A 12950-nucleotide genomic window follows, 5' to 3' on the forward strand; every position below is an offset into this window, starting at 1 on the left:
CGCAGGCTTTTCACATCCAGCAAAGCGAACGACTACACAATCCCACCGCTGCCACCAACCGAGGCAGGTCGTTCCGCCGCCACCCGCTTGCGATAGCCGCTTGCCCTATAGGCCGCAATGGGGTCGATTGCGCCCCCAGCCAATTGCCGGGCCTGCGCGAGGATCGGCTCAACATCGGTGCGGTAAGCCCGTTTCAGCGTATCGGAAGCCAGCAGCGCATCATTTTCCTGCTGATAGCCATCCAAAGCCGCGCGATCGACCAGCAGCGCCTGCGCATAGGCGCGACGAATTTCATTGGCGCTGGAGATCAGGCTTTCAATCGGGTCCGTGACGTTATGCGACTGGTCGATCATATGAGCGGGATGGAAACCCTTCACGCCGCGATGTTCGGCATCGACAAGCTCGTTGAAAACAAGAAACAGGCGGTAGGGTTCGATTGAGCCTGCATCCAGATCGTCATCGCCATATTTGCTGTCGTTGAAATGGAAACCGCCGAGCTTGCCGAACTGGATCAGCCGGGCGACGATCATTTCAATATTGGTGTTCGGCGCATGATGGCCGAGATCGACGAGGCAGAAGGCCTTTTCGCCGAGCGTATTGGCGATCAGGTAATTGGTGCCCCAGTCCTGCACGACGGTGGAATAGAAGGCCGGCTCATACATCTTGTGTTCGGAGAAAATGCGCCAGTCATCCGGCAACGCCTTGTAGATATCGGCCATGCCGGCGAGATAACGCTCGAAGCTTCTGGTGAAGTTGCTCTGACCGGGGAAGTTGGAGCCGTCACCCACCCACACCGTCAGCGCCTTGGAGCCGATGGCGTTGCCGATCTCGATACATTCGATGTTGTGCTCCACGGCCTGCCGGCGCGTGGCGGCATCGGTGTGGCTGAGCGAACCGTATTTGTAGGAATGGCTCTGGCCCGGCGCATCCGAAAACGTATTGGAATTCATGGCGTCGAAGCCGAGACCCAGCGCATCGGCATGGGCTTTAAGCCGTTTCGGGTCTTCCTTATCCCATGGAATATGCAGGGAGACATTCGGCGTGGCGCGCGTCAGCTGGTTGATGACAGCGCAATCATCCAGCTTGTCGAAAATGCCGCGTGGCTCCCCCGTGCCCGGAAACCGTGCAAAGCGGGTGCCGCCGGTGCCGACGCCCCAGGAGGGCACGGCGACGAAAAACTCCGCCACCTTGGCCGTGACCGCATCGACATCGATATTTCGACGTGCAAGCTGATTGCCCAGCGCCTGATAATCATCCTTCAGCGCGGCGGCGCGTTTGTCGTTTTCTGCCGCGATCACATCGGCGGCGATTTTCGTCTCGGTCATGTCTTCCTCCCCGGTCATGGCGGCGCTGCCGCCGCCTGTCACCGTCCCATATTATCGCGTGAAGCTCTGCGCGTTACCGGCATCGACATTGATGATGTTGCCGGTCGATTTGGCGGAAGCATCTGACGCCAGGAAATAGATCGCCTCGGCGATATCTTCCGGGAACACATTGAGCTTCAGCATCGAGCGCTTGCGGTAATGTTCCTCCAGATCGGTCACCTCGATCTTGGACGAAGCCGCACGCTGCTCGCGCCACTCGCCGTTCCAGATTTTCGAACCACGCAACACGGCGTCGGGATTGACGGTGTTGACGCGAATGCCCGCCTCCGCGCCTTCGAGCGCAAGGCAACGGGCGAGATGGATTTCCGCAGCCTTCGCCGTGCAATAGGCCGACGCATTGGGCGAAGAGGCAAGGCCGTTTTTCGAGGCGACGAAGACGACGTTGCCGCCGAGATTTTGACGCCGCAGCAACCGGAACGCCTCCCGCGAGACGAGGAAATAACCCGTGGCGAGAATATCGATATTCTTGTTCCACATGGCAAGCGTGGTGTCTTCAACCGGCGCAGAGGACGCGATACCGGCATTGGAGACGAGAATATCCACGCCGCCAAATTCCACGCTCGCTTCCGCGAAGGCGGAAATGACGGCGTCTTCCTGCGTCACGTCCAGCTTGACGCTACGCACCGCGTCAGCGCTGTAACGCTTGACGAAATCGCCCTTGGCAGCCTCCAGCGCCGCCTCGTCAATATCCGCCAGAACCACGCAGGCGCCCTCCCCCGCCAGCCGTTCCGCCGTTGCCCGGCCAATGCCGCCGGCACCGCCGGTGACGAAGGCCACGCGGCCGGCAAGGCTTTTCGGCTTCGGCATACGCTGCAACTTCGCTTCTTCCAGCAGCCAATATTCGATATCGAAGGCTTCCTGCTCCGGCAGGCCCTGATATTCGGAGACGGTGGAGGCGCCGCGCATGACGTTGATGGCGTTGACGTAAAACTCACCGGCTATGCGAGCGGTGGCCTTGTCCTTGGCGAAAGACAGCATGCCGACGCCGGGGATCAGGAAAATCACCGGGTTCGGATCGCGCATCTTGGGCGAATTATCGTGGCGGCACGCCTCGTAATAACGGCTGTAGTCGGCGCGATAGGCGTCAAGCGCCTTGTCGAGACCGGCCATCAACGCATCCACATCGGGATTTGCCGTATCGAGATCAAGGATCAGCGGGCGGATTTTCGTGCGCAGGAAGTGGTCCGGGCAAGATGTACCGAGCGCACCGAGCGGCTTCAGATCTTTCGAATTGACGAATTCCAGAACCGCATCCTGATCATCGAAATGACCAAGCTTGCGCTCTTCGCGGCCAATGCGGCCACGAATTTCCGGCATCAACCGGGCGGCAATCGCACGGCGTTCGGCAACCGGCAGGCTTTTCGCCACCGCGCCGCCGAAAATCGTCTTGCCTTCGGTCTCTGCCGCAAACCATTCGATCGCCTTGTTGATGATGGCGAGCGTCAGTTCGTAACACGCCTTGGCGTCATTATCCCAGGTGAACAGGCCGTGGCTTTCCAGCACCACGCCCTTGGCCTTGGGATTGGCCTTGACGAAAGCTTCGAGATCGAGACCGAGCTGGAAACCGGGGCGACGCCAGGGCAGCCAGCCGATGTCATCGCCAAAGATCTGCTGCGTCAGTTCCTTCGAATTCTTCGAGGCGGCAATCGCAATGATCGCATCCGGATGCATGTGATCGACATGATCATAAGGCACGAAACCGTGCAGCGGCGTATCGATGGAGGCGGCGCGCGGGTTTAGGTTGAAGGTGCAATGCGGCAGGAAGCCGACCATGCGGTCTTCGTCTGCGACACCTTTATAAATGCCCTTCAGCGCTTCCAGCTTGTCGAGATAAAGCGTCGCAAAACCATCAAGCTTGATGGTGCCGACATCGCCGCCGGAGCCTTTCACCCACATGACGCGGACCTTCTCGCCTGTCAGCGGATCGGTCTCAAGCACCTTCGCGGATGTGTTTCCGCCGCCATAATTGGTGATGCGCTTGTCGGCACCCAAGAGATTGGAGCGATAAAGCAGCTTGCCGGGCTCATCGAGCGTCTTGGCGTAAGCGTCGTCCCAACGGCTTTCGAGAAGGCGGGATGTTCCCGTCATGTCTTCCTCCCAATATCTGTCTGCATTCGCGGAGCCGATATCGGCCCGCCTCCTTTGATGGCAGGTATCGCGCATCCAAAAGCACAATGTCAATCAAAAACGATCATAAATTTTCATGTTGCAGCGCGATATTGATTAATTTGATCGTTCTTGATTGACAACGTAAAGAGATTGCGAATAATCACAATCAGGAGGACCCCATGCACGAACGCGAACGCCATCGCATCATCTTGAGCGCCACACAGGAAAAAGCTGTCGTGACGGTGCAGGATATTGCTGAACTCACGGATGCGTCGGAAGCGACGATCCGCCGGGATATCGCGTCTTTGCATGTTCAGGGCAAGTTGCGGCGTGTGCGTGGCGGGGCGGAAGCGGTGCATCCGCCGCAGCTCGGAAATCTGGCCGCACGGCCATTCCGCGTGTCCGAATCGGTCAATATCGACAAGAAACGCGCAATTGCGCGCAAGGCGGTCGATCTCTGCAATGATGGCGATGCCATTATCCTGAATGGCGGCACGACGACATTCCAGATGGTGCATTACATGGCGGCGCGCCGCCTGCAGGTTATGACCAATTCCTTCGCGATTGCCGAGCATTTGGTCAAACATTCCAAATGCAATGTCAGCGTGCCTGGCGGCGCGATCTATCGCGACCAGAGCCTTATCCTGTCGCCCTTCGAGAATGATGCGATCCGCAATTTTTATGCGCGGCGGATTTTTCTCGGCGCGCAGGGCGTGGGCGCGCTTGGCATCATGGAATCCGACGCGCTGGTCATCCAGAGCGAACAGAAGCTGATGCGGCAGGCGGAAGAACTGATCGTGATGGTCGATTCCTCGAAATTCAGAAAACGGTCCAGCCTGATTTTATGCCCGCTCGAAAACGTCTCGACCATCATCACCGATGACGGGATTTCGGACGAGGCGGCAAGGATGGTGGAAGATGCCGGCGTCGAATTGCTGATTGCCGGCGCGGTGGCGGCGGGAAAAACCGCCGGTCCGCCGGATGAGGAGAATTCTTCTTCAGTCGCTTGAGGAGCGCTGGAGGGAAAAGCAAGGTTCAAAATGGGAGGAAAAGGGACATGAAACTTACACGCAGAACATTGACCAGCGTTTTGGCACTCAGCGCGGCGCTCTCCGTCGCGGGGCTTGGCAGCGTTGCTGAGGCAGCAGACGTCAAGATCGCACTGGTGGTCAAGTCACTCGGCAACGGCTTTTTCGAAGCCGCCAACAAGGGTGCGCAAGAGGCCGCAAAGGATCTCGGCGGCGTCGAGATCATCTACACCGGCCCGACCAGCACCACGGCGGAAGGCCAGATCGAAGTCATCAATTCGCTGATCGCGCAGGGTGTCGACGCCATCGCAATCTCCGCCAACGACCCCGACGCGGTTGTTCCGGCACTGAAAAAGGCGGCGCAGCGCGGCATCAAGGTCATTTCCTGGGATTCCGGCGTCGCGCCTGAAGGCCGCATTCTCCAGCTCAACCCTTCGTCCAACGCGCTGATCGGCAAGATGTGCCTGCAGCTCGCCGCATCGCATCTGGAAGGCGGCAAGGGTGACTTCGCCATTCTTTCGGCCACCACCACCTCCACGAACCAGAATATCTGGATCGACGAGATGAAGAAGCAACTGAAGGACTTCCCCGGCCTCAACCTCGTCACGACAGTTTACGGTGACGACCTTGCCGACAAGAGCTATCGCGAAGCACAGGGCCTGCTCACTTCACAGCCGAATGTGAAGGTCATCGTCGCGCCGACGACGGTTGGCGTTCTCGCTGCTTCGCAGGCCGTAAAGGATGCCGGCAAGATCGGTCAAGTCTTCGTGACCGGCCTTGGCCTGCCGTCGGAAATGGCCGGCGCCATCAAGTCCGGCGCCACCAAGGAATTCGCCATCTGGAACCCGATCGACCTCGGTTACTCCGCCACCCAGATCGCCTACCGCCTTGTGAAGGGTGAAGCCGACGGCAAGCCGGGCTCGGAAATCGAAGCCGGCCGCATGGGCAAGATCAAGGTCGGTGAAAACAGCGAAGCGGCCATGGCCGATCCGTTCGTTTATGACGCGAAGAATATTGATCAGTTCTCGAAGATTTTCTGATCTGAGCAATATCCGGCGGTGCGGAGGCTACCCCCTCTGCCCTGCCGGGCATCTCCCCCTCAAGGGGGGAGATCAGCTGGACGATAACGCTCGCTCACTCTCAACTTTAGTGATGGCCTCAACGGTGCCGCATATCGATCTCCCCCCTTGAGGGGGAGATGCCCGGCAGGGCAGAGGGGGGTGCCCCTCGTCGCTTCAATCAAACTGACCGGTAAGACGGATGATGCGTATCGAAACGAAAATTTTAGACATTGCCGACGCTTCAAATTCAACGCCCATTCTCGAAATGCGCGGCATCAGCCAGATATTCCCCGGCGTGAAGGCGCTGGATGGCGTCGATATCGCGCTTTACCCCGGCAAGGTCACCGCGCTGATCGGCGAGAACGGCGCGGGCAAATCCACGCTCGTCAAAATCCTCACCGGCATCTACCGCCCGAACGAAGGCGAAATCCTGCTGGACGGTACGGCCGTGACCTTTCACGGCGCGCAGGACGCCATCGATGCCGGCGTCACCGCCATTCATCAGGAAACCGTGCTGTTTGACGAGCTTTCGGTCGGCGAGAACATCTTCCTCGGCCATGCGCCAAAAGGCCGTTTCGGCCTGATCGACTGGAAGACAATCAATACGCGCGCCAGAGTTCTGCTGGAACAGCTCGAAAGCACCATCGATCCGTCCATCCGGCTGAAAGACCTGTCCATTGCCCAGCGTCACCTCGTGGCCATCGCCCGGGCGTTGTCGGTCGAGGCACGCATAGTGATCATGGACGAGCCGACGGCCGCGCTTTCCCGCAAGGAGATCGATGATCTCTTCCGCATCGTCGAAAACCTCAAGCGGCAGGGCAAGGCGATCCTCTTCATCAGCCACAAGTTCGATGAAGTCTATGAAATCGCCGAGAACTACGCTGTTTTCCGTGACGGCAAGATGGTTGGCGCCGGCAATCTGGCAGCCACGCCACAGGACGAGATCGTGCGCCTGATGGTTGGCCGCGACGTGACGAACGCCTTCCCCAAGCAGCCCGTCACGCTGGGCCCAACGGTTTTGTCGGTCCGCGATTATTCGCACCAGACGGAATTCCGCGATATTTCGCTGGAACTGCGCAAGGGTGAAATTCTTGGCCTTTATGGGTTGATCGGCGCCGGCCGTTCCGAACTCTGCCAGTCGCTGTTCGGCATCACCCGTCCGGCTTCGGGAGAAGTGACGCTGAACGGCCAGCCGCTCACCATCCGTTCGCCTGAGGACGCGATCCGTGCCGGCATCGTTTATGTGCCGGAAGAGCGTGGCCGCCACGGTCTGGCGCTGGACATGCCGATCTATCAGAACATGTCGCTGCCTTCGCTCACGCGCACCTCGCGCAAGGGGTTTCTGGCGGCCGCCAATGAATTCGCGCTGGCACGCAAATATGCGTCCCGTCTCGATCTGCGGGCGGCTGCACTCTCCGTTCCAGTCGGCACGCTTTCGGGCGGCAACCAGCAGAAGGTGGTGATCGGCAAGTGGCTCGCCACCCAGCCCAAGGTCATCATTCTCGATGAGCCGACCAAGGGCATCGATATCGGCTCCAAGGCCGCCGTGCATGGCTTCATCAGCGAGCTTGCGGCCGAAGGGCTTTCCATCGTCATGATTTCATCCGAACTTCCCGAAATCCTCGGCATGTCCGACCGCGCCATCGTCATGCGTGAAGGCCTGATGGCGGGCCAGTTCGAACGTGCCGATTTTTCTCCGGAAAAGCTGGTGCGCGCCGCCACCGGCAACGCCTGAGAGGGGCAAAACCATGCAACGTTTCCTCAAAAATCGCGAATGGCTGCTGGCAGGCATCATCATCATCATGATCGCCGGTTTTGCGCTGCGCGCCCCCGGTTTCAGCCGACCGGCCAATCTGGTTAACATCTTCAACGATACCTCGATCCTCATCATTCTGGCGCTTGGCCAGATGGCGGTCATTCTCACCAAATCCATCGATCTTTCGGTTGCCGCCAATCTCGCCTTCACCGGCATGGCGGTGGCGATGACCAATGCCGCATTTCCTGGCATTCCGCTGCCGCTTCTGATCGTCATGGCGGTCGGCATCGGTGCGTTTCTCGGCTCGCTTAACGGCGTACTGGTGTGGTGGCTCGGCATTCCGCCCATCGTCGTCACGCTCGGCACACTCACCATCTATCGCGGCATGGCCTTCGTGCTCTCGGGCGGCGGGTGGGTGAATGCGCACCAGCTTTCGCCCACTTTCCTCAATGTCCCACGCACCGTGGTGCTCGGCATGCCGGTTCTTTCATGGGTGGCGATCCTCATCATCGCCGGTGCCTGGCTGGTGCTCAGCCGCACCTCCTTCGGTCGCTCGGCCTATGCGTCAGGCGGCAATCCCGGTGCTGCCGTCTATGCGGGCATCGACGTCGGCCGAACGCGCTTCTTCGCGTTCGTACTCTCGGGGGCGCTTGCCGGGCTCGCCAGCTATCTCTGGGTCTCGCGTTATGCCGTTGCCTATGTAGATATCGCCGCCGGTTTCGAACTGGATAGCGTGGCGGCCAATGTGATCGGCGGCATCTCGATTGCCGGCGGCATCGGCTCGGTGGCGGGGGCGGTGCTCGGCGCGCTGTTTCTCGGCGTCATCAAGAACGCCCTGCCCGTCATCGGCATCTCACCCTTCGCGCAGATGGCGATATCAGGCGTGGTGGTCGTGCTTGCCGTCGTTTTCAACGCCCGCGCCGAAGCTCGAAAAGGCCGCATCATCCTGCGTGACCGGGCGGCAGCCGATCAGGCCAAGGAGGCCGCAGCATGAGCCCGATGTCTCAACCGGCACAGAGCCCACGTGTTATCCCCGACAAGCTCGGTACGCCGCTGCGCCGGGTCATGGCCAGCTGGGAAGTGTTGCTGCTTGGCGTTGCGATCCTCATCTTCATCGCCAATTCGCTCGCCTCGCCCTATTTCCTCAATGCCTGGAACCTCTCCGACGCAACCTTCAACTTCACCGAAAAGGCGATCATCGCCTTTGCCATGGCGCTTCTGATCATTGCCGGTGAAATCGATCTGTCCGTCGCCGCCATCATCGCGCTCGCCTCCACCGCCATGGGTGCGGCGGTGCAGATGGGTGTCGGCACACCCGGCCTCGTCGCCATCGGCATCGGCACCGGAGTTTTGTGCGGGGCTTTCAACGGCTTTCTCGTTGCGGGACTGAAACTGCCATCCATCGTCGTCACCATCGGCACGATGAGCCTGTTTCGCGGCATCTCCTATATGGTGCTGGGTGATCAGGCCTATGGCAAATATCCGGCCGATTTCGCCTATTTCGGACAGGGTTACGTGATCTCCGTCATCTCTTTCGAATTTGTGCTGTTCATCGTCATGGCCGTCCTCTTCGCCATTCTGCTGCATGCCACCAATTTCGGCCGGCAGGTCTATGTCATCGGCACCAATCCCTTCGCGGCCCGTTTTTCCGGCATCCCCGTCGAGCGCGTGAAGTTCATCCTCTTCCTGCTCACCGGCCTGATGAGCGGCATCGCCGCCGTCTGCCTCACCTCGCGGCTCGGCTCCACCCGCCCGTCGATTGCTCAGGGCTGGGAGCTTGAGGTGGTGACCATGGTGGTGCTGGGCGGCGTCTCCATTCTCGGCGGCTCCGGCACCATTGCCGGCGTCGTCATCGCCGCCTTCGTCATGGGCCTCGTCACATTCGGTCTCGGGCTGCTGAATGTGCCTGGTATCGTCATGTCGATTTTCGTCGGCCTGCTTTTGATCATCACCATCGCCATCCCTATCGTCGTTCGTCGCCTTAGAGCCATGAGAGGCTGAGCCATGCCGGAATTCGAAAAACACGCCTTCAAGATGAAACTCTTTCCCGGCAAGCAGGCGGAATACAAAAAACGCCATGACGAGATATGGCCGGAACTTGTGGCGCTGCTGCATGAAGCGGGTGTGAGCGATTATTCCATCCATCTCGACCCGGAAACCAACATTCTGTTCGGCGTGCTGACACGCCCGAAGAACCACGGCATGGCATCCTTGTCCGAAAATCCCGTGATGAAAAAATGGTGGGCGCATATGGCCGATATCATGGAGAGCAATCCCGACAATTCGCCAGTCGTGAAAGACCTCGTGCCGGTGTTCCATCTGCCATGAGCGATCCAATCATACCCGGCCGCATCGCGGTCATCGATATCGGCAAGACCAATGCCAAGGTCGTCATTATCGACACCGGCACTGGAGAAGAGATTGCCAGCGACCGACGGACGAACCCGGTCCTTCGCGACGGCATTTATCCGCATTACGATGTGGAAATGCTCTGGAGCTTCATTCTCGCCTCGCTTCGCCGATTTGGCCGTGAGCCAGGTTTCGACGCGATTTCCATCACCACCCATGGCGCGGCAGCGGCCCTTCTCGATGGCAACGGCGATCTTGCCATGCCGGTGCTGGATTATGAGCACAGCTATCCCGCCGCTATTCAGGAGGCCTACCTTGGCCTCAGACCCGATTTTTCAGAAACCGGCTCGCCACAACTGCCCGCCGGGCTGAACCTCGGCGCGCAAATCCATTTCCAGAAAGCGGCCTTTCCAGATGACTTCGCCAGGGTACGCAGCATCGTCACCTATGCGCAATATTGGGCGGGGCGGCTGACCGGCATTCACGCCACCGAAACAACTTCGCTTGGTTGCCACACGGACCTCTGGAACCCTCGGCGGAAAACCTTCTCCTCGCTGGTCGAACGTCTCGGCATCGAGCAATTGATGGCGCCAGTGCGTTCCGCTTTCGATGTGCTTGGGCCAGTTCGCACGTCACTGGCACAGGAAGCCGGTCTGTCTCCGGATGTGTCCGTCTATTGCGGCATCCACGATTCCAACGCATCCCTCCTGCCGCATCTGTTGCGCCGGCAGGGCGATTTTTCGGTCGTTTCCACCGGTACATGGGTGGTGAATTTCGCCATCGGCGGCACAGTGGATGCGCTGGACCCCGCCCGTGACACGCTGTTGAATGTCGATGCTCTCGGACGCCCCGTTCCTTCCTCCCGTTTCATGGGCGGCAGGGAATATGAAATGCTGACGCAGCAATTCGGGCCCGCGCCGGACGACGAGATCGAAGCCACGCTTAGTGGTGTGCTGGCCAAGGGCATGATGCTTTTGCCCAGCGTCGTCGGCGGTTCCGGCCCCTTCCCCGGCAAAACGGCGCACTGGATCAATGACGACAATGCCACGGTCGCGGAACGGCACGCGGCAGCATCCCTTTATCTTGCGCTTATGACGGAGTTCAGTCTTTCGCTGATCGGGCGAAAAGGCCCGGTGCTGGTTGAAGGCCCATTTGCCAGCAATGCGCTTTATCTCAAGGCGCTGGCGGGTTTTGCCGATGCGGAGGTGATCGCCGTCGGCGGTTCCACGGGCACCAGCGCGGGCGCCGCACTCCTCACCGGTACCAGGCCGCTTGCCGGCCGGGAGCGTCATTTCGCTCCTGATAGCATTGCCGGGCTTGGTTCATATCGTAGCGACTGGCTCGCGCGTTTGGATTGACCCAAAATACGAAACGCGGCCTCGAATGAAGCCGCATTCCCTTTCGCCCAAAGATCAGCCCTTGATGAAGGCCAGAAGATCGGCGTTCAGCACATCGGCATTGATGGTCAGCATGCCGTGCGAGAAACCGGGATAGGTCTTCAGCGTGCCTTTTTTCAGCAGCTTTACCGATTTCAGCGCGGAGTCGGCAATCGGCACGATCTGGTCGTCTTCGCCGTGCAGTACCAGCGTCGGAACACTGATCGCCTTCAGGTCTTCGGTCTGGTCGGTTTCCGAAAAAGCCTTGATGCCATCGTAGTGAGCCTTTGCGCCGCCCATCATGCCCTGCCGCCACCAGTTCTGGATCACGCCTTCCTGAGCGGCCGCACCCTCACGGTTGAAACCGTAGAACGGGCCGGACGGCACATCGCGGAAGAATTGCGCGCGATTTGCGGCAAGTGCCGAGCGGAAGCCGTCAAAAACCTCCATCGGCAGGCCTTCAGGGTTGGCCGCGGTCTTGAGCATCAGCGGCGGCACAGCGGAAACGAGCACGGCCTTGGCAACGCGGCCGGCGGGTTCGCCATGTTTGGCGACATAACGCGCCACTTCGCCACCGCCGGTGGAGTGGCCGATATGTACGGCGTTCTTCAGATCGAGCGCCTCGACGACGGCAAAGGCGTCGGCGGCGTAGTGATCCATGTCGTGACCGTCGGCAACCTGGGCGGACCGGCCATGGCCACGACGGTCATGGGCGACGACGCGAAAACCCTTGGAGAGAAAGAACAGCATCTGCGCATCCCAGTCATCGGAAGAGAGCGGCCAGCCGTGATGAAACATGATGGGCTGGGCATCCTTCGGGCCCCAGTCCTTGTAGAAGATTTCGGTTCCGTCTGTCGTCTTTACAAAGCCCATGATCATTCTCCTTCGGTTGCGTTGGCATCTTCCGGTGCGGCGTCAGTTGTGCGCCGGTTTGATGGAGGGATGATGACGCAGGACAACGGTTGCGACAATTGCAACAATAATTGGCAATGAATTGCTGTTAATGAAATTATCTTTTCGATCCGCATGGCTGCACACGCATCGAACCGCTCCGCGCCCTCACTCTGCAGTGAGAACGAGAGGATAGGCAGACGGTTCCGTGAATTCAATCACCTCTTGGGCGACCCTTATTTTCAGTCCACATCGGGATCGTATTCCCTGGGGCTGTCATCGTTGGAGAACAACACGCAGGGCCCGCGGGAACCGCGCGGATCATAGGCATAGCCCTTGGCCGTTAGCGCCTGCATGATGTCGCGAACCCCGGCGAGGCCATAAAGATGGTCGTGCAGCTCCACGAATATCCGCTCTACACCGGTAAGCTTGGCCCTGCCAAGCAGGTCGCGTTCGGCACCTTCAATATCCATCACGAGGGCAGTAATGCCGTGGCTGGCGATGAACTCGTCGATATTTTCGGAAGAGATTTCGATGCGCTGTTCATAAGGCCCCTGATTTTCGTCCATGGAGGACATCCAGAGATCCTTGCGGACATAGAAAGGATAGGTGCTCGGCGCATCGGCGGTGAGAAGCCCCTGCGAAAACACGACATTGCCACGGCAATTGGCCTTGAGCACCCGCTCTGCCAGCGCCGCCGTCGAAGGGTTGGCCTCGAAAGCCCACACCGAAACATCGTCTATGCCGGCGATGATGGAGGTGATGATGCCGATTCCGGACCCCAGTTCCAGCACGCGGTCGCCGGGCTTGATGGCTTTCAGGACGCTGCGGGCCTCTTTCGCCTCATAGCTGCCGTCGGTGAGCGCCTGCCAGATGACGGGCGATACCTCATCGGAAGAAAGAGGCAGGGCAACTCCATGCACGTCCAGTATTTCCATGTCTCAAGCCTTTTCGCAAAACCCGGTCGTTTCACCGGAACGATCCCGTATCGACCG

General features: G+C 59.5%; 11 protein-coding genes. 7 read left to right on the forward strand and 4 right to left on the reverse strand.

Annotated elements, in window-relative coordinates; all coding sequences use genetic code 11:
• Nucleotides 1–32: 32 nt before the first annotated feature.
• Nucleotides 33–1325, reverse strand: a complete 1293-nt coding sequence (gene rhaI / locus CFBP6623_RS17740; RefSeq protein WP_046801922.1) for an L-rhamnose catabolism isomerase — start codon at nt 1323–1325, stop codon at nt 33–35.
• 51 nt (nt 1326–1376) lie between these two features.
• Nucleotides 1377–3473 carry a bifunctional rhamnulose-1-phosphate aldolase/short-chain dehydrogenase gene (locus CFBP6623_RS17745; RefSeq protein ID WP_046801897.1) on the reverse strand — a complete coding sequence of 699 codons (2097 nt, stop codon included), beginning with the start codon at nt 3471–3473 and terminating at the stop codon, nt 1377–1379.
• A gap of 200 nt (nt 3474–3673) precedes the next feature.
• Here CFBP6623_RS17745 and CFBP6623_RS17750 point away from each other — a divergent pair, with 200 nt between their 5' ends.
• From CFBP6623_RS17750 to CFBP6623_RS17785, 7 genes are all read left to right on the forward strand, one after another.
• Nucleotides 3674–4504: a DeoR/GlpR family DNA-binding transcription regulator gene (locus tag CFBP6623_RS17750; protein WP_052818884.1), complete on the forward strand. Its 831-nt coding sequence runs from the start codon at nt 3674–3676 to the stop codon at nt 4502–4504.
• A gap of 47 nt (nt 4505–4551) precedes the next feature.
• Nucleotides 4552–5562: a rhamnose ABC transporter substrate-binding protein gene (gene rhaS / locus CFBP6623_RS17755; protein ID WP_046801895.1), complete on the forward strand. Its 1011-nt coding sequence runs from the start codon at nt 4552–4554 to the stop codon at nt 5560–5562.
• A 220-nt stretch (nt 5563–5782) separates the two neighbouring features.
• Complete coding sequence (locus tag CFBP6623_RS17765) at nt 5783–7318, forward strand: sugar ABC transporter ATP-binding protein (RefSeq protein WP_046801894.1); 1536 nt, start codon at nt 5783–5785, stop codon at nt 7316–7318.
• Nucleotides 7319–7331: 13 nt separating this feature from the next.
• A complete protein-coding gene (locus tag CFBP6623_RS17770; protein WP_080842821.1) occupies nt 7332–8333 on the forward strand; it encodes an ABC transporter permease in 1002 nt (333 codons plus the stop codon).
• Nucleotides 8330–9340, forward strand: coding sequence for an ABC transporter permease (locus CFBP6623_RS17775; RefSeq protein ID WP_046801892.1), 1011 nt, complete (start codon nt 8330–8332; stop codon nt 9338–9340). Before CFBP6623_RS17770 ends, CFBP6623_RS17775 begins: the two co-directional genes overlap by 4 nt.
• Nucleotides 9341–9343: 3 nt before the next feature.
• On the forward strand, nt 9344–9667 hold the full coding sequence (gene rhaM / locus CFBP6623_RS17780) for an L-rhamnose mutarotase (protein ID WP_046801891.1): 324 nt from the start codon (nt 9344–9346) through the stop codon (nt 9665–9667).
• Complete coding sequence (locus CFBP6623_RS17785) at nt 9664–11046, forward strand: FGGY-family carbohydrate kinase (RefSeq protein ID WP_046801890.1); 1383 nt, start codon at nt 9664–9666, stop codon at nt 11044–11046. Before rhaM ends, CFBP6623_RS17785 begins: the two co-directional genes overlap by 4 nt.
• Before the next feature lie 54 nt (nt 11047–11100).
• Here CFBP6623_RS17785 and CFBP6623_RS17790 read toward each other — a convergent pair whose 3' ends face one another.
• Together CFBP6623_RS17790 and CFBP6623_RS17795 are read right to left on the reverse strand one after the other, a co-directional pair.
• Nucleotides 11101–11937 carry an alpha/beta fold hydrolase gene (locus CFBP6623_RS17790; protein WP_046801921.1) on the reverse strand — a complete coding sequence of 279 codons (837 nt, stop codon included), beginning with the start codon at nt 11935–11937 and terminating at the stop codon, nt 11101–11103.
• 260 nt (nt 11938–12197) lie between these two features.
• Nucleotides 12198–12893: an FkbM family methyltransferase gene (locus CFBP6623_RS17795; protein ID WP_046801889.1), complete on the reverse strand. Its 696-nt coding sequence runs from the start codon at nt 12891–12893 to the stop codon at nt 12198–12200.
• Nucleotides 12894–12950: the final 57 nt, after the last annotated feature.

Source organism: Agrobacterium tumefaciens, assembly GCF_005221385.1.
GTDB lineage: Bacteria > Pseudomonadota > Alphaproteobacteria > Rhizobiales > Rhizobiaceae > Agrobacterium > Agrobacterium tomkonis.

Coding starts and splice junctions, on each gene's coding strand:
- CFBP6623_RS17750 (WP_052818884.1), top strand. CDS start 3,674: ATGCACGAACGCGAACGCCATCGCATCATCTTGAGCGCCACACAGGAA.
- CFBP6623_RS17770 (WP_080842821.1), top strand. CDS start 7,332: ATGCAACGTTTCCTCAAAAATCGCGAATGGCTGCTGGCAGGCATCATC.
- CFBP6623_RS17745 (WP_046801897.1), bottom strand. CDS start 3,473: ATGACGGGAACATCCCGCCTTCTCGAAAGCCGTTGGGACGACGCTTAC.
- rhaM (WP_046801891.1), top strand. CDS start 9,344: ATGCCGGAATTCGAAAAACACGCCTTCAAGATGAAACTCTTTCCCGGC.
- CFBP6623_RS17790 (WP_046801921.1), bottom strand. CDS start 11,937: ATGGGCTTTGTAAAGACGACAGACGGAACCGAAATCTTCTACAAGGAC.
- CFBP6623_RS17785 (WP_046801890.1), top strand. CDS start 9,664: ATGAGCGATCCAATCATACCCGGCCGCATCGCGGTCATCGATATCGGC.
- CFBP6623_RS17765 (WP_046801894.1), top strand. CDS start 5,783: ATGATGCGTATCGAAACGAAAATTTTAGACATTGCCGACGCTTCAAAT.
- CFBP6623_RS17775 (WP_046801892.1), top strand. CDS start 8,330: ATGAGCCCGATGTCTCAACCGGCACAGAGCCCACGTGTTATCCCCGAC.
- rhaS (WP_046801895.1), top strand. CDS start 4,552: ATGAAACTTACACGCAGAACATTGACCAGCGTTTTGGCACTCAGCGCG.
- rhaI (WP_046801922.1), bottom strand. CDS start 1,325: ATGACCGAGACGAAAATCGCCGCCGATGTGATCGCGGCAGAAAACGAC.
- CFBP6623_RS17795 (WP_046801889.1), bottom strand. CDS start 12,893: ATGGAAATACTGGACGTGCATGGAGTTGCCCTGCCTCTTTCTTCCGAT.